We start from the raw sequence: 23,986 nt of genomic DNA on the forward strand, positions 1-23,986 counted from the left end.
GGTCACTCCTTCGTGATGGTGAAGTTGAAGACGCCGGAGTCGAAGTGGTTGTACGACTCGTAGTCGATCAGATCGTAGAGATCGGCGCGATGCTGCATCTCGCCGAGCTTCGAGGTCAGGTGCCCCTCCTCGTTCAGAGTATCCAGTGCGCGGCCCGCAGCCCCCATCGAGATGCGCAGCAGCGACACCGGCCAGATGACCAGGTTCACTCCCGCGTCGCGCAGCTGGTCGACCGAGAAGAGCTCGCTCTTGCCGAACTCGGTCATGTTCGCCAGGATCGGCACGTCGAGCGCCTCGGCCATGGCCTCGAACTCGGCGAGCGTGCGCATCGCCTCGGGGAACACCGCGTCGGCACCGGCATCCACCAGGGCCTTCGCGCGGTCGATCGCCGCGTCCAGCCCCTCGACCGCCCGGATGTCGGTGCGCGCCATGATGAGGAAGTTCTCGTCACGACGGGCGTCGGCGGCGGCACGGATGCGCTTGATCGCGGTGTTCTCGTCGACCACGGCCTTGCCGTCGAGGTGGCCGCAGCGCTTCGGGTTGATCTGGTCCTCGATGTGCGTGCCGGCGAGGCCCGCGTCTTCGAGCTCCTGGATCGTGCGGGCGACGTTCATCGGCTCGCCGAAGCCGGTGTCGGCGTCGACGATCGCGGGGAGGTCGGTCATGCGGGCGATCTGCTTCGCGCGTCCGGCGACCTCGGTCAGCGTGGTCAGGCCGATGTCGGGCAGCCCCAGGTCGGCGGAGAGCACGGCGCCGGAGATGTAGACGCCGTCGAAGCCCTTCTGCTCGATCAGGCGGGCGCTCAGGGGGTTGAGCGCGCCGGGGAAGCGCAGCAGTTCACCGCTCGCGAGCCGCTCACGGAACAGCCGCCGCTTCTCGGCGGGGGTGACGGTGGAGTACAGCATCAGAACAGTCCTGCCGGCGTGGGTGCGGCCTCGAGCAGGCCGAGCTTCGCGACGATCGACAGCTCACCGACCTCGGCAGCCGTCAGCTCGGGCAGACGCTGCACGAGGGCGAGGAACCGCTCGATCTCGGCCGGCTCGAGCACGGGCTCTGCCAGCAGACGGAACTTCGCGATGTAGTTGTCGCGGGCGAACGGACGGGCTCCCAGCGGGTGCGCGTCGGCCACGGCGATCTCGTCGACCACTGTCGAGCCGTCGGTCAGGCGGATCTCGACGCGACCTCCGAACGCCTTCTCTGCCGGGTCCTCCGAGTGGTAGCGGCGGGTCCACTCGGCGTCTTCGGCCGTGGTGATCTTGTGCCACAGCGCGACGGTGTCGGCGCGGCCCGCGCGCTCGGGGGCGTAGGAGTCGACGTGGTGCCACCCGCCATCCTGCAGCGCCACCGCGAAGATGTACGGCACCGAGTGGTCGAGCGTCTCGCGCGAAGCGGTCGGGTCGTACTTCTGCGGGTCGTTCGCGCCGGAGCCGATCACGTTGTGGGTGTGGTGGCTGGTGTGGATCACGATCTGATCGATGTTCGCGGGGTCGCGCAGCGCCGGGTTCTCGATGCCGAGCTTGCGGGCGAGGTCGATGAGCGCCTGCGCCTGGTACTCGGCCGAGTGCTCCTTCGTGTACGAGTCGAGGATCGCGCGCTTGGGCTCGCCGGCGGCGGGCAACGGCACGTCGTACGCCGCGTCCTTGCCGTCGAGCATCCAGGCGATCACACCGTCTTCGCCCTCATAGATCGGGGCGGGACTGGTCTGTCCGCGCATCGCCCGGTCGACGGCTTCGACGGCCATCTTGCCGGCGAAGGCCGGAGCGTGCGCCTTCCAGGTCGAGATCTCGCCCTTGCGGCTCTGACGCGTCGCGGTCGTGGTGTGCAGCGCCTGGCCGACGGCCTGGTAGATGGTCTCGACGTCGAGACCGAGGAGGGTGCCGATGCCGGCCGCGGCAGACGGGCCGAGGTGGGCGACGTGATCGATCTTGTGCTTGTGCAGGCAGATCGCGCGCACCAGGTCCATCTGGATCTCGTAGCCGGTGGCGATGCCGCGCACGAGCGCCCGGCCGTCCTTGCCGGTGTGCTGTGCGACGGCGAGGATCGGCGGAATGTTGTCGCCGGGGTGCGAGTACTCCGCCGCGAGGAAGGTGTCGTGATAGTCGAGCTCGCGCACGGCCACACCGTTGGCCCAGGCCGCCCACTCGGGGCTGGTGCGGTGGTCGAGGGCGGCACCGAAGAGGTTCGCTCCGACGCCGCCGGTGGAGACAGGATGGCTGAACGCCTGCGCGCGGGCCGCGTTGATCGGGGCGCGGGTGAGGGAGGCCGCCGCCACCGAGGCGTTGTCGATGATGCGGTTGATGATCATGTCGACGACGTCCTGCTCGACCTCGACCTGATCGGCGGCGACCTGGGCGATCTTCCAGGCGAGCTGGTCCTCCCTGGCGAGGTTCTCGTCGCTGCGGTGCACGCGGACGTGGTGGGTGACAGTCATTTCTTATCCTTCACTGGTGCGGGGGTCGACGGTGGTGCGGGGGTCGAGCGAATCGAGGATGCCGGCGAGCGCGTTGTGCAGGTGCACGTGCGTGGCGTGGGCGGCGAGGTCGCCGTCGCGCGCGGCGAGCGCCTCGGCGATGGTGCGGTGCTCTGCGGCGGAGGCGGCGAGGCGGGCGGGCTTGTCGCGGGCCATCCGACGCACGCGCACGAGGTGCGTGCGCACGGTGCGCAGCGCCGAGGCGATGTAGTCGTTGGCGACGGCCGCATCGAGCGCGGCATCGAAGCGGGCGATCAGGGCGTAGTACGCGTCGCGTCCCTCGACGGCGTCGAGATCGACGTGTGCGAACTCGTCCGCGAGTGCCGCGAAGAGCTGCGCGTCTCCTCTGGCGGCGGCGAGACGGGCGGAGCTCTCCTCGAGGGCGCGGCGGATCTCGAAGAGGGAACGGATGTCGTCGGCATCGAGACCCGCCACCACGGTGACCCGCGGCGACTGCTGCACGACGAGCCCGTCGGCGATGAGGCGCCGGAGCGCTTCGCGCATCGGCGTGCGGCTGACACCCAGCCGCTCGGCCTGCTCGACCTCGCCGAGCACGACGCCGGCTGCCAGCGTGCCGGACTGGATGTCGTCGAGCAGGGCCGCGTACGCACGATCACTCGCGGAGGTGCGTTCGACGGCGATGGTCATGCCCTCAGTGTATACATAAAGCCAGGCTGCGGGCTCAGAACTCTTCCTCAGCCCGCTTCCCGTATACATTATCGGCCGCGGACATCGGCTCCACAGGCACCGGCCCCACAGGCACCGGCTCCACGAACTCCGGCGCCGCGGGTTCGCCCAGCTTGACGACCACCACACCCACGAGCACCAGCACGCCACCGAGAGCCTGCAGCAGGTCGGGGAGCTGTCCGAGCAGCAGCCAGCCGAACAGGAGCGCGGCGACCACCTCGGCGAGCGCCACGAACGAGGCGAGTCGCGACCCCAGCATCCGCGTCGAGGCGATGCCGAGCAGGTACGCGAGCGCGGTCGCGACGACGCCCATCGCCAGCACCGGCACGAACCAGGGCACACTGCCGAACCGGTAGGCGATGTCGTCGGTCGTCCACCGGATCGGCAGCACACCGATCGCGCCGGCCACGGTGAGCCCGAGCGCGCCGAGCAGCAGACCGCTGCCGGCGAGAGCGATCGGCGGCAGCCCCGTGTCGGCTTTGGCCGAGAGCACGAAGTACGTCGCCGCCCCCACCATGGCCCCGAGCGCCCACAGGATGCCGGCCACGTTGACGTCGGCGCCGGTGAGGATGTCGAGCATGAGCACCAGTCCGACGAAGGCGATGGCCGCACCGATGATGCTCCGGCGTGTCGGACGCTCCCCCCGCCGCAACCAGAGCCACAGCAGCACCGCGATCGGAGCGGTGTACTCGATGAGCAGCGCCAGTCCGACATCCATGACCGCGACGGCCTGGAAGTAGAAGAGCTGGGTCGCGGCGACTGCCAGCAGTCCATAGGCGAGGATCATGCCCGCGTTGCGCCGCAGCAGCCCCCACCGTCCGCGCAGGGACAGGATCGCGGGGATCAGCAGTACGAGCGCGGCGACCCAGATGCGCGCGGTGACCGCGGCACCGGGCGTCCATCCCGCATCGATGAGCCCACGCGCCCATCCACCCGACATTCCGAAGGCGAAAGCCGCGGCGATCGCCAGCGGCAGCCCGAGGCGCACCCCGCGGGCGGACGCGACCGCCCTGTCACTGCTCACCGTGCTCATGATCGATGATGCTACTCGCGCGCGCTGTAAGATGTCAACATGATCTTCACCGATGACACGGAGGAGGCGCTGCGGTCCGCCGTCTGGCTGGTGAACTCCGCCGAACAGCCAGACACACTGACCGACCTCGACGATGAAGACACGTTCCTCCGCGAGTTCCCGTACACCGGGCGCCTCGACCGCGACGAGCTCGAGGTGGCGTCGCTGCGCGAGCTGCGTCCACGCCTGCGCACCATGCTGCTGGCACCGCGCGACGAGATGGCCGCGCACGTCAACGACGCCCTTGCGGAATCACGCCTCACCCCGGCTCTGCGCCGGCATGACGGCGTGGACTGGCACCTGCACGCCGTCGCCGACGAGCAGCCCTTCGCCGAGCGCATCCTGATCGAGACCGCGATGGCCCTGATCGACGTCATCCGCGCCGACGAGGGGTCGCGTCTCACCGTGTGCGAGGACGACACCTGCCGATCGATCGCCCTCGACCTCTCGCGCAACCGCTCGAAGCGGTACTGCTCGACCACGTGCGCGAACCGCAACGCCGTCGCCGCCTACCGAGCGAGGCTCGCGGCCGAGTGACCCGGCACTGACTCCGACGCCTTCCCCCCGGCTGCGCGCTCCGGCCCCGGCTGACCCCGCGTTCCGGTCGCGCGTGGCCCCCGCGTTCCGGTCGCACTTCCTGCCGGGTTTTTCCCGATCAGGCGGCACCAACTGCGACCGGAGCAGCAGTATCCGGCACCAACCGCGACCGGAGGACCAGCAGCCGGCACCAACTGCGACCGGAGGACCACCGCCGACCGCCGCACCGTGCGCAGATGCGCGCCGCGGATCGCGCGCGGGAGCGATCCGCTCTGGACGCCACCTGTCATAACAGGTACAGTGAACCTGTCATTACAGGTTGCGCAGCGCCGCAGCACCGTTACGAGGAGCACCGATGCCCGAGTTCCATACCCCGCCGATCTCTCCGATGGCGATCGCCTTCGACGCCGAGAAGCTCACGCTCTCCCCCGAGGGCCCGACCCTCACCCGGCGGATGTCCGACCTCGAGGGGCTCTTCCTCGACGCAGATGCCTGGGCTGCGGCATCGGCCGGCGAGAACCCCGTGGTCTACACGGTCGTCAGCTCCCCCGTGCCCGAGATCGACCGCGAGCTGCCGCAGTCGATCACCACGATCATGCCCGGCGACACCTCCGGCGAGCTCTGGATGACCAAGGGCCACCAGCACCCGGACCACCAGGGCGAGATCTACCTGGCGTTGAAGGGGCAGGGCGGACTGCTGATGTTCGACGGCGAGCGCACCGAGTGGCTCGACATGCTCCCTGGCACGATCGGCTACATCCCTCCGGGCTGGGCTCACCGTTCCGTCAACACCGGCGACGAGCCCTACGCCTTCCTCGCGGTGTACCCGGGAGGAGCAGGACACGACTACGGCTGGGTGCTGGAGCACGGCATGGGCTCGCGCGCCTACCGCGGAGCCTCCGGCGTCGACCTGCGTCCCTACGCGGAATAGGCTCCGGCCATGATCATCGCGCACGACCTGGGCACCACCGGGAACAAGGCGTCGCTGCACCACGATGACGGCCGTCTCGTCGCCTCGGTCACCGTCCCCTACCCCGCGCACTTCGCCGCGGGCGGGGTCGCCGAGCAGGATCCCGCCGACTGGTGGGATGCGGTCGTCGCCGCCACGCGCGATCTGATCGCCCGCACCGGCACGGCCCCGACCGACATCGCCGGACTCGTGGTGAGCGGCCAGATGATGGGTGCCGTGCTGCTCGACGCCCATGGTGAGCCCGCACGCCCGGCGATCATCTGGGCCGACACCAGGGCCGGCGCGCAGCAGCGCGAGCTCGAGGCCGCGATCGGCGCCGAACGCGCCTACGGCATCCTGGGCCACCGCCTCAACCCCACCTACTCCGTCGAGAAGGTCATGCGGGTGCGCGACAACGAGCCCGACACCTGGGCGCGCGTGCGACGCGTCTGCGTCGCGAAGGACTTCATCGTGCTGCGCCTGACCGGGCGCCTCGCGACCGATCGCTCCGACGCGTCGGGCACGAACGCCTACGACCAGGCCGCGGGCACGTGGTCGGACGAGGTGCTGCAGGCTGCGCGCCTCGACCCGGCGTTGTTCCCCGAGATCCTGGAATCCACGCAGATCGCCGGCACGTTGACGGATGCCGCAGCCGACGCCCTCGGCCTCCCCGCGAGCGTGCGTGTGGTGATGGGCGGCGGCGACGGCCCGATGGCCGCCGTCGGCTCGGGTGTCGTCGCGCCGGAGGACGGCCCCTACGTCTGCCTGGGCACATCGTCGTGGATCTCGTTCGCGGCCGACGCCCCGCTGCACGACCCTGCGATGCGTACCTTCACATTCGACAACGTCGTGCCAGGCTCGTTCGTGCCGACCGCCACCATGCAGGCCGGCGGCGCCTCGGTGCAGTGGATCGCCGAGGCCCTCTCCCCCGATCCTGCGCACCCCGAGACCGGACGACTGACGGCCGAGGCCTCCGCCGACGTCGACACCGACGATCTCTACTTCCTCCCTTATCTGCTCGGCGAGCGCTCTCCGATGTGGGATCCGGAGGCGCGGGGCGCATTCGTCGGCCTCGCCCGCCACCACGCCAGGGCGCACCTCGTGCGGGCCGTGCTGGAGGGCACCGCGTTCAACCTGCTCAGCTGCATCCAGGCGTTCCGCGAAGCCGGCACCGTGATCGACCGCATCGACGCGGTCGGCGGCGGAGCCCAGAGCGACGTATACCTCTCGGTGCTCGCCGACGTGTGGGGTGTGCCCGTGCGCCGCCGGACGATCGTCGAAGAGGCGAACAGCCTCGGCGCCGCGGTGACCGCCGCGGTCGGGCTCGGCCTCACCGACTTCTCGGCCGCCCGCGCCCTGAGCGAGGTCACGGCCGAGTTCATTCCGGATGCGGCACGTCACGCCGTCTATGCCGAGCGGCACGCCCGCTTCGCCGACGCCTACACGGCTCTCGCGCCGTGGTTCGCCGGACGGCCGCGCTGATGGGCGTCATCCTCGTCACCAGCCGCTCGTTCTCCGACGGCGACCTCGACCTGGTCGAGCGCGCGGCGCAGGCGGGTCACCGCATCCTGCGCGGGCCTGCCCACCACGACCTCGACGAGCTGCGGTCGCTGCTGCACGGTGCCGATGCGTGGATCGCGGGCACCGGGTCCGTCACCGACGCGCATCTCGCGGCAGCCCCGAAGCTCAAGGTGGTCGCCCGCTATGGTGTCGGCACCGAGTCCGTCGATCTCGACGCCGCGCGCGACCGCGGCATCCCGGTGACCAACACCCCCGGTGCCAACGCCGACGCGGTTGCCGACCATGCGGTCGGACTGATGCTCGCGGCCCTCCGCTTCGTGCCCGACGGCGACCGCCGCGTGCGCGCGGGCGACTGGGGTGTGCGGCGTGGTCGCGAGCTCGGCGCCGCCACGGTCGGCATCGTCGGCTTCGGGCGCATCGGCCAGGGCGTCGCCGCACGGCTGAGCGGCTTCGGACCGCGCGTGCTGGCGGCCGATCCGTTCCTTCCCGACGATGTCGTGCGGGAGCGGGGTGCGGAGCCCGTCTCGCTCGGCGACCTGTTCCGCGCGGCCGACGTGATCACCCTGCACGCTCCGGGCGGGCAGCGGCTCGTCGACGCCGAGCGCCTCGCCGGCATGCGGCCGGGAACCGTGCTGGTCAACACCGCCCGCGGCGACCTGATCGACGAAGCCGCCGTGGCACAGGCGCTGCACGACCGCATCCTCGCCGGCTACGCGGCCGACACCCTCGACGGCGATACCGCGGCGCACGACAGCCCGCTGCTCGCGCCGGAACTCGCCGACCGCGTGATCGTCACCCCGCACCTGGGCGCACAGACCACGCAGGCGGTCGACAACATGGGCTCCCTCTCGCTCGCTGACGTGATCGCGATCCTCGCAGGCGCCGAGCCCGCCCACCCCGTTCCCGCCCCCACCGCTGTCCCCGTCCCCGGCCCCGCCCCCGTCACCGAGGAGACCCGATGACCACCACCGCCGACGTCGTCGCCACCGCACACGCTCCGGCATCCGCCGACTACATGGGCTTCGTCGGGGTGACCACCGCGTCGTCGTCGATCATGAAGGTCTTCCCCCTGTGGGCCGACATCCTGGAGCTGCCGACGCGCACCCTGGTCGGCCACGACCTGCCGATGGATGCCGATCCCGCGCAGTACCGCGCCATGGTCGAGCAGATCCGCGACGACCCCCATCACCGCGGCGCGCTCGTCACCACGCACAAGATGAACGTGTACGCCGCGGCATCCGACCTGTTCGACGAGCTCGACCCGTTCGCGGTGTCGTGCTCCGAGATCTCCAGCATCTCGAAGCGCGGCACTGTCCTGTCGGGGCGGGCGAAGGATCCGATCACGGTCGACCTGGCGCTGAACGACTTCCTTCCCGCCGACCACTTCGCTCGCACGGGCGGTGCGGTCGTGATCCTCGGGGCCGGTGGATCGGGCACCGCGCTGAGCTGGGCACTGGCCGAGCGGGCCGACGCCCCGTCGAAGATCACGGTCACCGCCCGCACACAGGACAAGCTCGACCACCTGCGCGAGGTGCACCGTCAGCACGGCACCCGCGAGGGCCTGATCGACTACGTCGTGACGGCGACCCCCGCAGAGGCCGATGCCCTTGTGGCTGCGGCCCCCGCAGGATCGGTCATCGCGAACGCGACCGGACTCGGCAAGGACCGCCCCGGATCGCCCCTGACCGACGCCGTGGTGTTCCCCGAGGGGGCGTACGCATGGGAGTTCAACTACCGCGGCTCGCTCGAGTTCCTGCACCAGGCCGAGGCTCAGGCATCCGCCCGCGGGCTGCACGTGGTCGACGGGTGGCGCTACTTCATCCATGGCTGGTCGCAGGTGGTGGCCGACGTGTTCGAGCTCGACCTCACGCCCGACGTCGTCGAACGGCTCGCCGAGGCCGCGGAGTCGGTGCGCTGATGCCCACCGTCGTCCGAACCGTGCTCGGCGACATCGCCCCTGCGCTCCTCGGGCGGGTGGACTATCACGAGCACCTGTTCCAGGTGACTCCGCTGCTGCCGGGCGACGAACTCGACGACGAGAAGGCCTCGGGCGAAGAAGCCGCCCTGCTGCAGGCGAGCGGGTTCGAGACGATGGTGGATGCCACGCCGTTCGGTCTCGCGCGCGACCCCGCAGCCCTCGCCCGGATCAGCGCCTCGACCGGGCTGCACATCGTCGCGACGACCGGACGACACCGGGAGGCCCACTACGGCGCGGACCATCCGATGCAGGTGTGGACCGCCGACCGTCTGGCCGCCCTGTTCATCGCCGACATCACGCGCGGTATGCCCGCCGACGACGGGGAGATCTTCGAGACGCCCGACGTGCCGCTCGCCGCGGCGCCCGATGGCAGCCCCGTGCGTGCGGGCCTCCTCAAGGGCGGCGCCGACTACTGGCGCATCAGCCCGTTCGAGCGCACCACCCTGATCGCCGTGGCCGAGGCGCACCGTGCGACGGGCGCCCCGGTCATGGTGCATCTGGAGTTCGGCACGGCAGCCCACGAGGTGCTCGACCTGCTCGGGGCCGAGGGTGTGCCCGCCGACCGTGTCGTGCTGGCGCACGCCGACCGCGACCCCGACCCCGGGCTGCACGCGTCGCTCGCCGAACGCGGTGCCCACCTCGGGTACGACGGCTTCGCGCGTCCGCGCACCCGCTCCGACGCCGAACTGCTCGCCCTGACCGTCGCGGTGGTCGAGCGTGGCGCCGGCGACCGGATCGTGCTCGGCGGCGACGTCGCCCGGCGCACGAGGTACATCGCGTACGGCGGCATGCCCGGACTCGCCTACCTCGGCGACCGCTACCTCCCGCGCCTCCGCGCGGCCGTGGGAGACGAGGCCGTGCACCGGATGCTCGTGTCCACCCCGGCGCGGTTGCTGACCCTCTCACCCTGACCCTGCCGCCCTGATCCGCGCCCTGAGCACGAGCATGGCCATGAGCATCCGCTTCCACCCCCGACACCCCGAGGAGACGCCGTGTCCGAGCCGACCATCCTGCACGCCACGTTCACCGCCCGGCCCGGAGCCGGCGATCGCGTGGCCGCCCTGGTGCGTGACTTCGCCGAGGTCGTGCGCGCCGAGGAGGGCAACGTCGTCTTCGATGCGACCCGGCTCGTCGACGACCCCGACCGCTTCTTCGTCTACGAGGTCTACCGCGACGAGGTGGCCTTCCAGGCGCACATCGCCGCCCCGGCCGGCGTCCCCTTCAACGCGGCGTTGCAGGAGCTCATCGTCGAGCCGTCGTCGCAGCTCACCTTCCTCCGCCGCCTCTGACGGCCCCACGCCGTCACGCGGCGCCGTGTCGCCGTGGCACGCCGTCCGTGACCATGCGGGGTGAGACCTCCGTGTGGGTGGGACCGCCGCGCGCGCTCCCGGCCTCTCCGCCCTGTTCACCTGTCGGAGGAATGCACGCATGTCGGAGGAATCGCCGGCGTCCGCTCCTGCATCCGGGAGACCTTCCGACATCCGGCACACGCGCACACCACACGCGCACAGCACACGCGCCCACCCCGAACAGGAAGAAGCCCCCCACCCGAAGGTGAGGGGCTTCTTCATGCATGCGGTGTCACTCGTAGAGCACAGCCGCGATCTTCGGGTCGTCGATGTTGCTCTTGTCGTACCAGTACGAACCGGTGTCGTAGAACTTCTCGACGTCCTTGCCGTTGGCGGCGTCGTACGCGGCCTGCACGACCTGGGCACCGATGCCGATCGGGTCCTGCGTGATGGCACCGGCCATGGTGCCGTCCTTGATGGCGTTGATCTGTGCGGCACCGGAGTCGAAGCCGACGATGGTGATCTTGCCCTTCTCGAGGCCGAGCTCGTTCACGGCGTTCACGACGCCGATGGCCGAGCCCTCGTTGGTGCCGTAGATGCCCTTCAGGTCGGGGTGTGCCGCGATCAGGGTCTTGGCGATGTCAGCCGACTTGAGGTGGTCGCCGTCGCCGTACTGGATGTCGACGATCTCGATGTCGGGGTAGTCCGCCTTGATCTTGTCGACGAAGCCGTCGCGACGCTCGACACCGGTCGAGTTGATCTGCGAGTGGCCGACGATCGCGACCTGTCCTTCGCCGCCGATCAGGTCGGCCATGTGCTCGGCAGCGAGCGCACCGGCGACCTTGCTGTCGGTGGCCGACAGGCTGAGCCCGACGTCACCGTTGCAGGGGGCGTCGAAGTAGACGACGGGGATGTCCTTCGCCTTGGCCTGCTCGAGCGGAGCGACGCACGCCTCGGGGTCGAGGGCGGCGTAGGCGATGGCGTCGGGGTTCTTGTCGATCGCAGCGGTCAGCATCTCGAGCTGGCCGGCGATCTCGGTCTCGGCTGCGGGGCCCTCGAACGTGATCTTCACGCCGAGCTCCTTCGCCTTGTCCTCTGCACCCTTCTTCACGGCCTGCCAGAACTGGTGCTGGAAGCCCTTCGAGACCATGGCGATGTACATCTCGCCGTCGTTGCTGCCGCCGCTGCTCGAGCCTTCCTCGATCACGTCGCCGCCACCGCCGGCACAGCCGGCGAACACCAGTGCGGATGCGGCCACGAGGGCCACGAGTGCGGTCTTCTTCCCGAATTTCATGAAAACTCCATTGTTTGGGTACGGCTCGGTTTGTTCTGTGTGGATGCCGGACGGGCCGGCGCTGTGGACATTCCAGGTGCCTGTGCGGATGTCTCCGCGGAGCCGGCCGGAGCCGGAGGACGACGACGGGCACGGGTTTCGCCGCCGTCCAGGTCTCAGGTGCGCTGTCGGTTGCGGAGCGAGTCGAGGAACACCGCGAGCAGCACGACCACGCCGACGACGATGTTCTGCCACTCGGGCTGGATCGACATGATGCGCAGGCCGTTCACGAGCACGCTCATGATGAGCGCGCCGATCACGGTGCCGAGGATCGATCCGCGTCCGCCCAGCAGCGAGGTGCCGCCGATGATGACCGCGGCGATCGCCTGCAGTTCGTATCCGGTGCCGATCTGCGGCTGGGCCGAGTCGAGGCGGGAGGCGATGACGATGCCCGCGACGCCGGTGAACGCCCCGGCGAACATGTAGATCAGGATCGTCCAGCGACGGGTGTTGACGCCCGAGAGGCGCGTGGCCTCCTCGTTCGATCCGATCGCGAACGTGTAGCGGCCGAGCAGCGTCTTCGACAGCACCAGGTACGCGATGATCGCGAGCACGGCGGTGACGAGCACGGCGTTCGGGATGCCGGGGATGATCACGCCGAGGGCGATCTTCTTGAAGTCGGGGGCCGAGGTGGAGAAGTAGATCGGTGCGACCCCCGAGATCACGAGGGCGAGGCCGCCGGCGATCATCATCATCGCGAGGGTGGCGATGAACGGAGGAAGCCGGAGGAACGTGATGTTCACGCCGTTGACGAGTCCCATCAGCACACCGGTCAGGATGCCGCCGATGACGCCGACCCACACCGGGAGCCCCATGTTCGTCACGAACACACCCGTCATCACGGCGCAGAGCGCCATCCCGGTGCCGATCGACAGGTCGATGCCGCCGGTGATGATGACGAAGGTGGTGCCGAGGGCGAGGATGCCGATGACGGCGGTCGACAGCAGCACGGTGGCGATGTTGCTGAAGGTGAAGAAGTTGGGGCTGGCGATCGAGAAGAAGATGATCAGCACGATGAGCGTGCCGAACGCCAGCGACTGCTGGAACTGACGCTTCAGGAACGCCCCGACGTCCCTCTTGTCCGTGTTCTCGTTCACGGCGGTCTGGATGATCGTCGTCGTCGACGATCCGGGCTGCTGCGGAGCGCTCATCAGTCTTCCTCCCCGTGGGCTGCGAGTTGCATGATCTTCTCCTGGCTTGCTTCCTCGTTGCGGAGCGTCCCGGTGATGCGACCGTTGGCGAAGACCGCGATGCGGTTCGCCACACGGAGGATCTCCGGGAGCTCGGATGAGATGACGATGATGGATTTGCCTGCGTCAGCGAGCTGCTGCATGAGGCGGTAGATCTCCTCCTTCGCGCCGACGTCGATCCCTCGGGTCGGCTCGTCGAAGATGAGGATGTCGCAGTCGCGCATCAGCCACCGGGCGATGACGACCTTCTGCTGGTTCCCTCCGGAGAGGAGCTTGACGACCTGGTTGACCGATGGCGTCTTCACGCGCAGCTGCTGCACGTACTCCTTGGTACGGTTCTTCGCCTTGCTGTCGCCCATCCAGCCGATCGCATTGGCGTAGGAGCCGAGCGAGGCGAGCACGGTGTTGAACGTCACGTCCTGCTCGAGCATGAGTCCGAGGAGCTTGCGGTCCTCCGAGAGGTATCCGACACCGTGGTGCACGGCATCCGCCGGCTGGGCGATGCGCACCGCGCGACCGTCGATGGCGATCGTGCCGCTGTCGCGGTGGTCGGCACCGATGACCGCACGGGCGGTCTCGGTGCGACCAGCGCCCATGAGCCCGGCGAAGCCGAGGATCTCACCCTTGTGCAACTGGAACGAGACGTCTTTCAAGAGGCTCTTGGTCGACAGACCCTGCACTTCGAGGACCACGGGGTCGTTGGCGTGCTCGCGGGCCTGGGGGCGGGTCCCCTCGTCGATCACACGCCCGACCATCATCTCGATGATCGTCGGGATGGTGATCTCGGACTTGTCGAGTGATCCGATGTATGTGCCGTCACGCAGGACGGTCACGCGGTCGGCCAGACGGCGCAGCTCGTCCATGCGGTGCGAGATGTAGACGATCCCGGTGCCGCGCGCCTTGAGCTGCTCGATCAGCACGAAGAGCGTCTCGACCTCGGTGTCGGTGAGGGCCGAGGTGGGCTCGTCCATGATGAGGACCTTGGCGTTGAAGGACAGCGCCTTGGCGATCTCGACCATCTGCTGCTCGGCCACCGTGAGCTCGCCGACGAGCTGACGGGGGTTCAGGTGGATGTCGAGGCGCTGCAGCAGGTCGGCGGTCTGCGCGTTCAGCTTGCGCTCCGACAGGAACGGCCCCGTGGTGGGCTCTCGCCCCACGTAGATGTTCTGCGCCACGGTCAGATCGGGCATCAGATTGAGCTCCTGATGGATGATCGTGATGCCGAGCTCCTGCGCCTGGAGGGGGCTCGTGAGCTCGACCTCCTGACCCTCGAACGTGATCGTGCCCTCGTCCTTGGTGTAGATCCCGGAGAGGATCTTCATCAGGGTCGACTTTCCCGCGCCGTTCTCGCCCACGAGCACGAGCACCTCGCCGGCGTGCACCTCGAGGTGCACGTCTTTCAGCGCCTGCACGCCGGGGAATCCTTTGCTGATCCCCTCGACCCGGAGGATGGGTCCACTCATGCGCTCACCTGCTTCCTTGAAGGTTCTGCTTCGACGTCGACGGATCATTCCGTCGCAAACATCGGATCAATTCTGCGTCCTACGCTACGGGCAGCGCAAGTTGTATCTAAATGTATCTAATGACGGCCGGATGGGGAAGACCTGTAATGACATCTTGATCTTCCGATGCTCCCCCGGCCGGATTCCCACTCAGTGGAGGCGGATCGACTCGACCGCCACGAGCTTGTCGCGGATGTACGCGTTCGCGTGGGCGCCGAGTTCGACGTTGTCGTTCCAGAGGTTGCGCCAGATGCCGAGCATGCGGCTGAGGTCGGGGGCGACGACCGCCGACGAGAACGACTCGAAGACGATCGGACCGTCGTAGCCGATGCGGCCGAGCGCCTTGAAGAACGTGTCGAAGTCGACCGTCCCGGTCCCGAGATAGCCACGGTGGCTCTCGCCGATGTGCACGTAGCGCAGGGCGGGGGCGGCATCGAGGACCGGCGCGAACATATCCGACTCCTCGATGTTCATGTGGTACGTGTCGATGTGGATCCCGAGGTTCGGCCGATCGACCTCGGCGACATACTCCAGAGCCTGCCTCGCCGTGTTCAGCACGTTGGTCTCGTAGCGGTTCACGACCTCGAGCGCGACGGAGACCCCACGCTCGGCGGCATGGTCGGCGACCCGCGCGATCGCGGCCTTGCTGCTCGCGAGCCCTTCGGCCGTCACCGGCTCCATGTACTTCTTCATGGCGCTGTAGATCACCCCGCAGAAGTGCTGACCGCCCAGATCCGCGAGCACGTCGACGGCTTTCAGGAGCAGGGCTTCGCCGGCCGCGACGATCGTGGGGTCGGAGCTGGTGACGTCGGTCGCCTCGGAGAGTCCGAGCGAGGCGCTGACGGCGAGGTCGTACTCCTCCAACGCATCCTTCGCGACGGAGACGTCGAACGAGAACGGGTCCATCAGCGGGAACTCGATGAGGTCGAAACCCGCCTCCTTGGTCTTGCGCACCGCCAGACGGATGCCCTCGGCATCGAAGTTCCCCGTCCAGACGAGCCCGTGGCAGCCGATGTTCATGAGACCTCTCCCAGCGGGTGTGCGGCACCGTCGCCGTCCGGGGTTGGCACGTGCCAACCCCGGTGTGCGAGTCACGCTACGTCGGTCGGACGAGCCCTGTCAAGAACTTTCTTGGCACGTTGCAACTCCTCCGATATCCTGAGGCCGCCGACGTGGTCAGGAGCCCCGACCGACGCGGCGACGATGAAGACAAAGATGACGAAGGAGCCCCATGCCCGCGAGCGTCAAGGACGTCGCCGCCCTCGCCGGAGTCTCCTCCTCCACCGTCTCCAACTACCTCAACCATCCGCACGTGCTCGGAGCCGCGACGCGGGAGCGGGTGCGCGCGGCGGTCGAACAACTCGGCTTCGTGCCGAACGAATCCGCCCGTCAGCTGCGTGCAGGATCGAGCAAGGCTCTCGCGCTCATCCTTCTCGACGCCTGGCTGCCCTACTTCCACGACCTCTCGCGTGGGGTCGAGGACGTGGCGCGAGAGGGCGGCTGGTCGCTGTTCTTCAGCAACAGCAATCGCGACGACGCGCAGGAGCGGCGCAACCTCGACATGTTCGAGGCGCACCGGGTGCAGGGCATCGTCATCTATCCGCTCGGCGACGTGGTGCCGCGCCTGGAGGGGCTCGCCGATCGCGGCATCCGTTCGGTCGTCGTGGGCCCGATCCCCGACTCGTCGAAGGTCGCCTCCGTGCTGTTCGACGACCGCGCCGGGGGGCGGCTCGCCGGCGAGCATCTCGTCGGACTCGGGCGAGAGCACATCCTGTTCCTCGGCAATCCGGCTGTGAGTCAGTCGAACGACCGCCTGGCCGGGCTGCGCGAAGCGGTGGCCGGCACCGACGTGACGGTATCCACGATCGAGGTACCGCACCTGGCGACAGAGGACGGCCTGCAGGCCGGCGCGCAAATCATCGCGATGCCCGCCTCCGAACGACCCGACGCCGTGTTCGCGGCGAACGACATGGTGGCGCTCGGCGTGCTCACCACGCTGCTGCGCCACGGAATCCGCGTGCCCGAGGAGATCGCGCTGGTCGGCTTCGACGACGTGGCGCAGGCCCACCAGGGCGTCGTACCGCTCACGAGCGTGCGGCAACCCGGCTACGAGATCGGCCGCGCCGCCGGGGCCGCCCTGCTGCAGCAGCTCGCCGATCCCTCGGCTCCCCCGCCTGCGACGACGCCGTTCCCTGCCGAGCTAATCGTGCGGGAATCGACCGTCGGTCGCTGAACTCGGCGTTCACAACTCCCGGTGTTCACAGCTCCCGGGTGTTCACAACTCAGGAGAAGAGAGCAGCTCAGAGTCGAAACGGCCGATCCGGCCGCCTCCGCCGAGGCCGTTCCCGGGTGGTGAACGGCGTCACGCCGACGCGTGCCCGACGACACCCTTGCGCAGCAGCGCGTTGCCGTACTTGCGGGTCTCGCCCGTGCGCACGAGCAGGTACGCGGCCTTCGCGACCTCGTAGTAGGCGAACCGCTCGACGAAAGCCGTCGTATCCACGGCCGTCCCCGCCGCGGCCATCAGCTCGTTCTGCACGTCGAGCACCTCGCCGTCAGCCGAGGTCATCAGGTCGATCCCGGGCGCATCATCCAGAGGGAGCACCGTGCGGATGGCCGCCACGACCTCGGGCGTCGTCGTGCCGGGGAGGTCGATCACCCGTGCGCCCAGACCCCATGCCGGGAAATGCGCGTCGGCGACGACCACGGCATCGGAGTGCCCCATGCGATCGAGGTGCAGCAGCAGCTCTCCGGTGAGCAGGGGATGGATTCCTTCGAGCACGAGTGCTCCTCTCGGTGAGGCGTCGGGTAATTCCGGCGACGGGTCGATCAGGCGGGGATGAGCCCTTCCGCCGCCAGGTTCTCCCACAGGGCCGTCGGGATCTCGATCGCTGCGTACTCCGCATTCTGCCGCAGCTGCGCCGGGCGGCTGCCGCCCACCACGACCGATCGCACGACGTCGGACTGCAGCGGGAACTGAATCGCCGCCGCGGGGAGCGGCACGTCGTGGTCGGCGCACACGGCGGCGATGCGCACGAGCCGGTCCCACAGCTCGTCCGGCAGCTGCCCGTACTCGTAGCGTCCGTCGCGACGCGGCTCGCTCGACGCGAGCAGACCCGAGTTGAAGACGGATGCCGCCACGATCCCGGTCCCGGTCTCGCGGCATGCGGGCAGCACATCGACCGCAGCCGGCTGTTCGAGGAGCGTGTAGCGACCGGCCACCATGACGAGGTCGAGGTCGGCCGAGCGCACGGCCGCCGCGAGCGCATCCGACACCATCGACCCGATGCCGATCGCGGTCACCTCGCCATCGGCGCGCAACCCCTCCATCGCGGGCAGAGCCTCGGCGAGCGCGAGGTCGAGGTCGTGCCGCTCAGGGTCATGCAGGTAGAGAAGGTCGATGCGCTCGATGCCGAGGCGCTCGCGCGACTCGTCGACGCTCGTGCGGATACCCGCTTCCGAGAAGTCCCACACGCGCTGCAGGTCATCGGGAACGTGGAAGTCGTTCGCGGTGTCGAGACCGCCGCCGACGTGGTCGGGGTTCGGCCGCAGCAGGCGCCCGGCCTTGGTCGAGAGCACGTACTCGTCACGCGGCTTGGTCTGCAGGAAGGCCCCGAGCCGACGCTCGGAGAGTCCGAGCCCGTAATGCGGCGCCGTGTCGTAGAAGCGGATGCCGCTCTCCCACGCGGCATCCAGCACGGCCCAGGCCTCGTCATCGGTCAGCGGCCGAAACAGGTTGCCCACGTTCGCGGCACCGTAGCCGAGCGTCGGGACGGTCAGCCGGTCAGGCACTCCCGCGCGATCAGGCACCGACATGTGCACCCTTCCAGGTGTAGGTCGCGATGCTGTCGGCCTTCATCTCCATGCCCGTTCCCGGCGCGGTGGGTGCCATGTACGAACCGCCCTGGATGTCGGTGGGCACGACGAAGTGCTCGTGCAGGTGGTCGACGAACTCGATCATGCGGCCCTCGCGCGTGCCGGTGACGGCGACGAAGTCGAACATGGACAGGTGCTGCACAGCCTCGCACAGGCCCACACCGCCGGCGTGCGGGCAGACCGGCACGTCGAACTTCGCGGCGAGCAGCAGGTTGGCGATGTTCTCGTTCACGCCGGCGACGCGCACGGCGTCGATCTGCATGACGGAGATCGCCTCGGCCTGCAGCAGCTGCTTGAAGATGACGCGGTTCTGGGCGTGCTCGCCCGTCGCGACGCGGATCGGTGCGACGCCGCGGGCGATCTCGGCGTGACCGAGCACGTCGTCGGGGCTGGTGGGCTCCTCGATCCAGGCGGGGTGGAACTCGGCGAGCGCGTTGACCCACTCGATAGCCTCCGACACCTCCCAGCGCTGGTTCGCGTCGATCGCGATCGGGAAGTCGGGCCCGCACACCTCACGTGCCTTGCGGAAGCGGCGGATGTCGTCGTCGAGGTCGGCGCCGACCTTGAGCTTGATCTGGGTGAAGCCGTCGGCCATCGCTTCGCGGGCGAGGCGCTCGAGCTTCTCGTCGGAGTAGCCGAGCCATCCGGGGCTCGTGGTGTAGCCGGGATATCCGGAGGCGAGCAGTTGCTGTTCCCTCTCGGCCCGACCGGGCTCGGCGGCACGCAGGATCTCGAGGGCGTCGTCGCGGGTGAGGGCGTTGGTGAGGTACCGGAAGTCGACGAGGTCGACGAGCTCCTCCGGCGTCATACGGGCGAGCAGCTGCCAGAGCGGAAGGCCGGCGCGCTTGGCCTTGATGTCCCACAGCGCGTTGATGACCGCGCCGATGGCCATGTGCATGACGCCCTTCTCCGGCCCGAGCCAGCGCAGTTGCGAGTCGCCGATGATGTCGCGGAACGTGCCGCCCATGTCGTCGAGGAGGGGCTCGATCTCGCGACCCACCAGGTGACCTGCCAGCGCGTCGATGGCCGCGACCTGCACGTCGTTGCCGCGGCCGATCGTGAAGACGAACGCGTGGCCCTCGATGTCGTCGTCGGCGTCGGTGCGCACGATGACGTACGCGGCCGAGTAGTCGGGGTCGGGGTTCATCGCGTCCGACCCGTCCAGGCTCAGGGACGTGGGGAAGCGGATGTCGGTGGTGTCGAGGGCGACGATACGGCTCACGGGATTCCTCTCGATGCGCGGCTGATTTCTTCCGCGCGGATCTCTTGGAGTGTAAACATCGGATGTCTATACTGTCAACGAGACCGGCCGCCTCATCGCGGCCTCCCGACCGATCAGGAGAAACATGAAGTTCGCGCGGCTCGGCACCCCCGGGAATGAGATCCCCGTCCTCGTGGAGGGCGACCGATACCTCGACCTCCGCCCCGTAACATCCGATGTGAACGGCGATTTCCTCGAGGGTGACTTCGTCGCCCGCGTCGTTGCCGCCCGCGATGCCGGAGACCTCCCCGAACTCGCGGACGCCGCATCGCTGCGCGTCGGCGCCCCGATCGCCCGCCCGAGTGCCGTGATCTGCATCGGCATGAACTACGCCGCTCACGCCGCCGAGTCGGGGTCGGAGCCGCCCACCATCCCGATCCTCTTCCTCAAGACGCCGAACACGGTCGTGGGCCCGAACGATGCGGTCACGATCCCCCGCGGCAGCGAGAAGACCGACTGGGAGGTCGAGCTCGGCATCGTGATCGGCACCCGCACCGCCTACCTCGACTCCCCCGACGAGTCGATGGCGCACGTGGCCGGCTTCGTCGCCGCGAACGACGTCTCCGAGCGCGACTTCCAGATGGCCGTCTCGGGCGGGCAGTGGTCGAAAGGCAAGATCGCGGCCGGCTTCAACCCCACCGGGCCCTGGCTCGTCACCCCCGACGAGGTGGATCACCACGCGCTCGGTCTTCGCAGCTTCGTGAACGGCGAGCCGCGGCAGGACTCGAACACGAGCGACATGATCTTCACCGTCGAGCACATCGTGCACCACCTCTCGCAATATGTGACGCTGGAGCCCGGTGACCTCATCCTCACCGGCACGCCGCAGGGCGTCGCCCTGTCGGGCAAGTACCCCTATCTCGCCGCGGGCGACGTGGTCGAGATCGAGATCGACGGCCTCGGCCGTCAACGGCAGGAGTTCGTGGCATGGGAGGCCCGGAAGTGAGCGCATTGAACGGACTGGTGGCGATCGTCACCGGTGGAGCATCAGGGATCGGCGCGGCGATCGCCCAGCGTCTGCACGCCGACGGAGCGCGCATCGCGGTCCTCGACCGGGACACCACGGCGGCCGACCCCGCCTTCGCCGCCTTCACAGCCGATGTCTCCGACCGCAAGAGTGTCGACGCGGCGGTGAGCGCCGTGGCCGAGCGGTTCGGGCGCATCGACATCGTCGTCAACAACGCCGGCATCGGCGCACAGGGCGACATCACCGCGAACGACGACGACGAGTGGGCGCGCGTGCTCTCGGTCAACGTCACAGGCATCGCCCGCGTCACCTCGGCAGCCCTCCCCTGGCTGCGGAAGTCTCCGTCCGCCGCGGTCTGCAACACGGCATCCATCGCCTCGACGACAGGGTTGCCGCAACGGGCGCTCTACAGCGCGTCGAAGGGAGCCGTCGCAGCCCTCACGCGCGCGATGGCCGCCGACCACCTGCGCGAGGGCATCCGTGTGAACGCGGTCAACCCCGGCACGGCCGACACCCCGTGGGTGGGCCGACTGCTCGATTCGGCAGCCGACCCCGCCGCCGAGCGCGCCGCCCTCGAAGCACGCCAGCCGCACGGACGCCTGGTCAGCCCCGACGAGGTCGCCGCTGCGGTCGCCTACCTCGTGAGCGCCGCAGCGGGATCGACCACCGGCACCTTCATCGAGGTCGACGGCGGTATGGCCCAGCTGCGCCTGCGCGCGGAGTAGCATCCGCCTGCGTTCCGGTCGCAGTTGACGCCGCCTCCGTCGCGCGAGGGCGGCAACAATTGCGACCGGAAGCGCAGAGACCGACGCCGGACGACGGCAACTGCGACCGGAACCACCGAGACCGACCCCACGGCAGCAACCGCGACCGGAGCCGCAGGAATGCCGGGCTAGCCGCGGTGACCGCGGATCCAGCCCCGGAGGCCCGATCGCGGAGCAGCATCAGACGGGATCCGCCGCGGCTGAGCGGTGCGATAGAACCGCTCGGCGTTCCCCCACAGGAGGGCGTCGAGGTCGTGGCCCCGCGACTCCGCCCACGCCACGACGGTGTCGGCCCAGCGCGACCGCGCGGTGGGCTGGTACGTCGCGGAGCCGTCCTCCGGCGCGTGCGGGTCGCCGGGCTCGGCGGGGCCGATGGCCGAGACCGGCCAGTCACTCCCCCACATCAGGCGCTCGATCCCGAAGGCATCCGCCGCCACGTCGAGGAACGGCTCCAGCTGCTCGGCGTTCCAGTCTCCGCCTGCCTCTCCCGGCAGGCCGGAGAGCTTGCAGAAGGTGTGCGGATGACGGGCGAGTTCGGCGAGATCGCGAGCCCACTCCGCCGACGGCGGGAGCGGCGAGGCCGCCGTGCCGACGGCAGGCTTGCCGAGATGGTCGAGCACGATCCGCAGCTCCGGGATCGCACCGGCGAAACGGGCGATCTCCGGGAGCTGATCGGCGCGCACGCACGCGTCGAAGGTCAGATCGCGCGCGGCGACCTCACGCGCGCCGGTCACGAACGCGGCCGAGACGGCCAGTCCGTCCGGCTCGCCCTGCAGGTTGTGCCGCACTCCGACGACGAGGGGCTCGGCCATGAGCCCCTCCAGGTGCGCGACCGTGTCGGTTCCCCGGTCGAGACGGATGCCGGCGACGATCCCGACGATGCCGAGCGCAGGCGCCAGCCCCGCGACCCACTGCACCTCGTCGAGGAAGTCGTCTTCGATGGTCTCCGCCTGCACGAACACCGACTTCTCCGGGTGCGCGGCGGACAGGCGGGCGAGCTCCAGCTCCCGGTCGGCGAACCGGTACGCCAGCGGCCCCTCGAGCCAGGTGTAGGTCAGCACCCCCGGATCCCAGAGGTGCAGGTGTGAATCGAGAACGCGCATGGCTCCATCCTGCCGGAGACATCCGATCAATCGCTAGGATGACGCCATGGCAGTCACCGACGAGGCGATCGAGAAGATCAAGGCGATGATCGTGGCGGGCGAGCTCGCCCCCGGCGATCGCCTTCCCCCGAGAAGGAGCTGTCCGAGCGGCTCGGCCTCTCCCGCAGCTCGATGCGCGAGGCGGTCAAGGCGCTGGAGGTCATCCGGGTCCTCGACGTGCGACGCGGCGACGGCACCTACGTGACGAGCCTCGAACCGCATCTGCTGCTGGAGGCGATCGCGTTCGTCGTCGACATGCACGACGACGACTCGATGCTCGAGATCTTCGCGGTGCGCCGCATGCTGGAGTCGCAGGCGACAGGGCTGGCGGCCACCCTCGGCACGGAGGAGCAGATCGCCGAGCTGCAGGACGAGGTCGATTCGGTCGACGCGGCCGTGACCATCGAGTCTCTGGTCGACCACGACATCCGGTTCCATCGCGAGATCGTCGCGATGTCCGGCAACGCGTACCTCGCGAGTCTGATCGAGCATCTGAGCAGCCAGACCGTGCGCGCCCGCGTGTGGCGCGGCCTCACCGAGGGCGGCGCGGTCGAGCGCACCCTGTCCGAGCACCGGGCCATCGCCGACGCGATCGCCCAGCACGACTCCGCCCTCGCGACCTCGCTCGCCACCGCGCATATCGCGGGCGTGGAGCGCTGGCTGCGCCAGGCCGCGGCGAGCTGACCCCGCCTGCGGACTTCAGCGGACCGCGCTCACGCGCCCAGGCGCACCATCGCGGCGTCGAACTCGGCGGCCGAGCTGTCGCTCACCTCATGGAAGAGCACCCGGTCGAGCACGTCCGGCGCAGCAGTGAAGTACGGCACTCCTGCAAGGCGCAGACCGGTGATGTCGTCCGGCGAGCGCAGCGATGCGGCGAGCACGTTCGAGTCGCTCCCCGCGCACACCTCCTGCATGCGGGCGATCGTCGCGTCGCCGTCGAGGCCCGCGTCGCGCATCCGTCCGAGGTATGGAGCGATGTACTGCGCACCGATCGAGGCGCACGCGAGGGCCTGCGTGACCGAGTACACGGCGGTGACGAGCACGGTGGCGCCGTCCCCCACGAGAGCGGATGCGGCGGCGAAGCCCGCCGCCGTGGCCGGGACCTTCACGGCCACGCGGTCGCCCAGTGCGCGGATGCCCTCGGCATTGCGGAGGAAGGACGCGGTGTCGCCGCCCCAGGTCTGGAAGAAGATCTCGCGCGCCCCCTCCGACTCCCACCGGGCGTAGAGCTCGGGGATCTCGGCGGCGGTGCGGCCTCCCCGTTCGAGGATGGTCGGGTTGGTGGTGACACCGTGCACCACACCAGCGGCGAGCAGTCGGGAGACACGGTCGACGTCGGCGCTGTCGACGTACAGGCGTGGCGCGATCGGGTTCATCGGGGTCTCCTCGCGGACAACCTGTCGTTACAGGTGCGGTTTCGGCTAATGTAATGACAGCCACCGCGGTCT

Annotated in this window: 23 protein-coding genes and 1 pseudogene; 11 read left to right on the forward strand and 13 right to left on the reverse strand. The window is 69.3% G+C overall.

Going from position 1 to position 23,986, the window contains the following annotated elements:
* Positions 1-2: 2 nt before the first annotated feature.
* From prpB to MST3598_RS15650, 4 genes are read right to left on the reverse strand one after another with little or no spacing between them, the layout of a single operon-like run.
* A complete protein-coding gene (gene prpB, locus MST3598_RS15635; protein ID WP_029259505.1) occupies positions 3-905 on the reverse strand; it encodes a methylisocitrate lyase in 903 nt (300 codons plus the stop codon).
* Positions 905-2,431, reverse strand: coding sequence for an MmgE/PrpD family protein (locus tag MST3598_RS15640; RefSeq protein WP_029259504.1), 1,527 nt, complete (start codon positions 2,429-2,431; stop codon positions 905-907). The genes prpB and MST3598_RS15640 overlap by 1 nt, the downstream gene beginning before the upstream one ends.
* A gap of 3 nt (positions 2,432-2,434) precedes the next feature.
* Entirely contained in the window at positions 2,435-3,118 is a 684-nt protein-coding gene (locus MST3598_RS15645; RefSeq protein WP_096359634.1) for a GntR family transcriptional regulator, read from the reverse strand.
* A gap of 34 nt (positions 3,119-3,152) precedes the next feature.
* The gene (locus MST3598_RS15650; RefSeq protein ID WP_029258489.1) at positions 3,153-4,190 is read right to left on the reverse strand and encodes an EamA family transporter; all 1,038 of its coding nucleotides are present in this window, start codon (positions 4,188-4,190) and stop codon (positions 3,153-3,155) included.
* Between the two features lie 39 nt (positions 4,191-4,229).
* Between MST3598_RS15650 and MST3598_RS15655 the strand changes: the two genes are divergently transcribed.
* The 7 genes from MST3598_RS15655 to MST3598_RS15685 all read left to right on the forward strand — a co-directional run bounded on the left by MST3598_RS15655 (position 4,230) and on the right by MST3598_RS15685 (position 10,503).
* Positions 4,230-4,766 (forward strand): CGNR zinc finger domain-containing protein, encoded by a 537-nt coding sequence (locus tag MST3598_RS15655; RefSeq protein WP_021200323.1) that lies wholly within the window; start codon positions 4,230-4,232, stop codon positions 4,764-4,766.
* Between the two features lie 355 nt (positions 4,767-5,121).
* The gene (locus MST3598_RS15660; protein ID WP_021200322.1) at positions 5,122-5,697 is read left to right on the forward strand and encodes a glucose-6-phosphate isomerase family protein; all 576 of its coding nucleotides are present in this window, start codon (positions 5,122-5,124) and stop codon (positions 5,695-5,697) included.
* A 9-nt stretch (positions 5,698-5,706) separates the two neighbouring features.
* The gene (gene xylB / locus MST3598_RS15665; protein ID WP_029258490.1) at positions 5,707-7,197 is read left to right on the forward strand and encodes a xylulokinase; all 1,491 of its coding nucleotides are present in this window, start codon (positions 5,707-5,709) and stop codon (positions 7,195-7,197) included.
* Positions 7,173-8,198 (forward strand): phosphoglycerate dehydrogenase, encoded by a 1,026-nt coding sequence (locus MST3598_RS15670; protein WP_029258491.1) that lies wholly within the window; start codon positions 7,173-7,175, stop codon positions 8,196-8,198. The genes xylB and MST3598_RS15670 overlap by 25 nt, the downstream gene beginning before the upstream one ends.
* Positions 8,195-9,154, forward strand: a complete 960-nt coding sequence (locus tag MST3598_RS15675) for a shikimate dehydrogenase (RefSeq protein WP_081860077.1) — start codon at positions 8,195-8,197, stop codon at positions 9,152-9,154. The genes MST3598_RS15670 and MST3598_RS15675 overlap by 4 nt, the downstream gene beginning before the upstream one ends.
* Positions 9,154-10,125 (forward strand): phosphotriesterase family protein, encoded by a 972-nt coding sequence (locus MST3598_RS15680; protein ID WP_029258493.1) that lies wholly within the window; start codon positions 9,154-9,156, stop codon positions 10,123-10,125. Before MST3598_RS15675 ends, MST3598_RS15680 begins: the two co-directional genes overlap by 1 nt.
* Before the next feature lie 81 nt (positions 10,126-10,206).
* Positions 10,207-10,503 carry a putative quinol monooxygenase gene (locus MST3598_RS15685; protein ID WP_029258494.1) on the forward strand — a complete coding sequence of 99 codons (297 nt, stop codon included), beginning with the start codon at positions 10,207-10,209 and terminating at the stop codon, positions 10,501-10,503.
* Positions 10,504-10,795: 292 nt separating this feature from the next.
* Here the strand turns inward: MST3598_RS15685 and MST3598_RS15690 are convergent, their stop codons facing one another.
* The 4 genes from MST3598_RS15690 to MST3598_RS15705 all read right to left on the reverse strand — a co-directional run bounded on the left by MST3598_RS15690 (position 10,796) and on the right by MST3598_RS15705 (position 15,548).
* Complete coding sequence (locus MST3598_RS15690; RefSeq protein WP_021198327.1) at positions 10,796-11,797, reverse strand: ABC transporter substrate-binding protein; 1,002 nt, start codon at positions 11,795-11,797, stop codon at positions 10,796-10,798.
* 155 nt (positions 11,798-11,952) lie between these two features.
* The gene (locus tag MST3598_RS15695) at positions 11,953-12,987 is read right to left on the reverse strand and encodes an ABC transporter permease (protein ID WP_029258495.1); all 1,035 of its coding nucleotides are present in this window, start codon (positions 12,985-12,987) and stop codon (positions 11,953-11,955) included.
* Positions 12,987-14,489 carry a sugar ABC transporter ATP-binding protein gene (locus MST3598_RS15700; RefSeq protein ID WP_021198325.1) on the reverse strand — a complete coding sequence of 501 codons (1,503 nt, stop codon included), beginning with the start codon at positions 14,487-14,489 and terminating at the stop codon, positions 12,987-12,989. Before MST3598_RS15700 ends, MST3598_RS15695 begins: the two co-directional genes overlap by 1 nt.
* A gap of 189 nt (positions 14,490-14,678) precedes the next feature.
* A complete protein-coding gene (locus MST3598_RS15705; RefSeq protein ID WP_029258496.1) occupies positions 14,679-15,548 on the reverse strand; it encodes a sugar phosphate isomerase/epimerase family protein in 870 nt (289 codons plus the stop codon).
* Positions 15,549-15,759: 211 nt separating this feature from the next.
* On the opposite strand from MST3598_RS15705, the gene MST3598_RS15710 reads away from it, so the two are divergent.
* Positions 15,760-16,761, forward strand: coding sequence for a LacI family DNA-binding transcriptional regulator (locus MST3598_RS15710; RefSeq protein WP_029258497.1), 1,002 nt, complete (start codon positions 15,760-15,762; stop codon positions 16,759-16,761).
* Between the two features lie 129 nt (positions 16,762-16,890).
* On the opposite strand, the gene MST3598_RS15715 is transcribed toward MST3598_RS15710, so the two are convergent.
* From MST3598_RS15715 to MST3598_RS15725, 3 genes are read right to left on the reverse strand one after another with little or no spacing between them, the layout of a single operon-like run.
* On the reverse strand, positions 16,891-17,310 hold the full coding sequence (locus MST3598_RS15715) for an RbsD/FucU family protein (protein WP_021198322.1): 420 nt from the start codon (positions 17,308-17,310) through the stop codon (positions 16,891-16,893).
* Between the two features lie 47 nt (positions 17,311-17,357).
* On the reverse strand, positions 17,358-18,344 hold the full coding sequence (locus tag MST3598_RS15720; protein WP_029258498.1) for an aldo/keto reductase: 987 nt from the start codon (positions 18,342-18,344) through the stop codon (positions 17,358-17,360).
* A complete protein-coding gene (locus MST3598_RS15725; RefSeq protein WP_029258499.1) occupies positions 18,331-19,626 on the reverse strand; it encodes an L-fuconate dehydratase in 1,296 nt (431 codons plus the stop codon). The genes MST3598_RS15720 and MST3598_RS15725 overlap by 14 nt, the downstream gene beginning before the upstream one ends.
* Before the next feature lie 124 nt (positions 19,627-19,750).
* Here MST3598_RS15725 and MST3598_RS15730 point away from each other — a divergent pair, with 124 nt between their 5' ends.
* Both MST3598_RS15730 and MST3598_RS15735 read left to right on the forward strand, forming a co-directional pair.
* A complete protein-coding gene (locus MST3598_RS15730) occupies positions 19,751-20,611 on the forward strand; it encodes a fumarylacetoacetate hydrolase family protein (protein ID WP_029258500.1) in 861 nt (286 codons plus the stop codon).
* A complete protein-coding gene (locus MST3598_RS15735) occupies positions 20,593-21,357 on the forward strand; it encodes an SDR family NAD(P)-dependent oxidoreductase (RefSeq protein WP_029258501.1) in 765 nt (254 codons plus the stop codon). The genes MST3598_RS15730 and MST3598_RS15735 overlap by 19 nt, the downstream gene beginning before the upstream one ends.
* A 167-nt stretch (positions 21,358-21,524) precedes the next feature.
* Here the strand turns inward: MST3598_RS15735 and MST3598_RS15740 are convergent, their stop codons facing one another.
* Positions 21,525-22,499, reverse strand: coding sequence for an amidohydrolase family protein (locus MST3598_RS15740; RefSeq protein WP_029258502.1), 975 nt, complete (start codon positions 22,497-22,499; stop codon positions 21,525-21,527).
* Between the two features lie 46 nt (positions 22,500-22,545).
* On the opposite strand from MST3598_RS15740, the pseudogene MST3598_RS15745 reads away from it, so the two are divergent.
* A pseudogene (locus MST3598_RS15745) lies at positions 22,546-23,222 on the forward strand (FadR/GntR family transcriptional regulator).
* A gap of 29 nt (positions 23,223-23,251) precedes the next feature.
* On the opposite strand, the gene MST3598_RS15750 reads toward MST3598_RS15745, so the two are convergent.
* Positions 23,252-23,914, reverse strand: a complete 663-nt coding sequence (locus MST3598_RS15750; RefSeq protein WP_051670935.1) for a transaldolase family protein — start codon at positions 23,912-23,914, stop codon at positions 23,252-23,254.
* Positions 23,915-23,986 lie beyond the last annotated feature (72 nt).

It is taken from the genome of Microbacterium sp. TPU 3598, assembly GCF_002356155.1.
Lineage (GTDB): Bacteria > Actinomycetota > Actinomycetes > Actinomycetales > Microbacteriaceae > Microbacterium > Microbacterium maritypicum_A.

Excerpts from the sequence above, each read along its gene's own strand:
- prpB (WP_029259505.1), bottom strand. The coding sequence starts at position 905 with ATGCTGTACTCCACCGTCACCCCCGCCGAGAAGCGGCGGCTGTTCCGT.
- MST3598_RS15640 (WP_029259504.1), bottom strand. The coding sequence starts at position 2,431 with ATGACTGTCACCCACCACGTCCGCGTGCACCGCAGCGACGAGAACCTC.
- MST3598_RS15645 (WP_096359634.1), bottom strand. The coding sequence starts at position 3,118 with ATGACCATCGCCGTCGAACGCACCTCCGCGAGTGATCGTGCGTACGCG.
- MST3598_RS15650 (WP_029258489.1), bottom strand. The coding sequence starts at position 4,190 with ATGAGCACGGTGAGCAGTGACAGGGCGGTCGCGTCCGCCCGCGGGGTG.
- MST3598_RS15655 (WP_021200323.1), top strand. The coding sequence starts at position 4,230 with ATGATCTTCACCGATGACACGGAGGAGGCGCTGCGGTCCGCCGTCTGG.
- MST3598_RS15660 (WP_021200322.1), top strand. The coding sequence starts at position 5,122 with ATGCCCGAGTTCCATACCCCGCCGATCTCTCCGATGGCGATCGCCTTC.
- xylB (WP_029258490.1), top strand. The coding sequence starts at position 5,707 with ATGATCATCGCGCACGACCTGGGCACCACCGGGAACAAGGCGTCGCTG.
- MST3598_RS15675 (WP_081860077.1), top strand. The coding sequence starts at position 8,195 with ATGACCACCACCGCCGACGTCGTCGCCACCGCACACGCTCCGGCATCC.
- MST3598_RS15680 (WP_029258493.1), top strand. The coding sequence starts at position 9,154 with ATGCCCACCGTCGTCCGAACCGTGCTCGGCGACATCGCCCCTGCGCTC.
- MST3598_RS15690 (WP_021198327.1), bottom strand. The coding sequence starts at position 11,797 with ATGAAATTCGGGAAGAAGACCGCACTCGTGGCCCTCGTGGCCGCATCC.
- MST3598_RS15695 (WP_029258495.1), bottom strand. The coding sequence starts at position 12,987 with ATGAGCGCTCCGCAGCAGCCCGGATCGTCGACGACGACGATCATCCAG.
- MST3598_RS15700 (WP_021198325.1), bottom strand. The coding sequence starts at position 14,489 with ATGAGTGGACCCATCCTCCGGGTCGAGGGGATCAGCAAAGGATTCCCC.
- MST3598_RS15705 (WP_029258496.1), bottom strand. The coding sequence starts at position 15,548 with ATGAACATCGGCTGCCACGGGCTCGTCTGGACGGGGAACTTCGATGCC.
- MST3598_RS15710 (WP_029258497.1), top strand. The coding sequence starts at position 15,760 with ATGCCCGCGAGCGTCAAGGACGTCGCCGCCCTCGCCGGAGTCTCCTCC.
- MST3598_RS15720 (WP_029258498.1), bottom strand. The coding sequence starts at position 18,344 with ATGTCGGTGCCTGATCGCGCGGGAGTGCCTGACCGGCTGACCGTCCCG.
- MST3598_RS15730 (WP_029258500.1), top strand. The coding sequence starts at position 19,751 with ATGAAGTTCGCGCGGCTCGGCACCCCCGGGAATGAGATCCCCGTCCTC.
- MST3598_RS15735 (WP_029258501.1), top strand. The coding sequence starts at position 20,593 with ATGGGAGGCCCGGAAGTGAGCGCATTGAACGGACTGGTGGCGATCGTC.
- MST3598_RS15740 (WP_029258502.1), bottom strand. The coding sequence starts at position 22,499 with ATGCGCGTTCTCGATTCACACCTGCACCTCTGGGATCCGGGGGTGCTG.
- MST3598_RS15750 (WP_051670935.1), bottom strand. The coding sequence starts at position 23,914 with ATGAACCCGATCGCGCCACGCCTGTACGTCGACAGCGCCGACGTCGAC.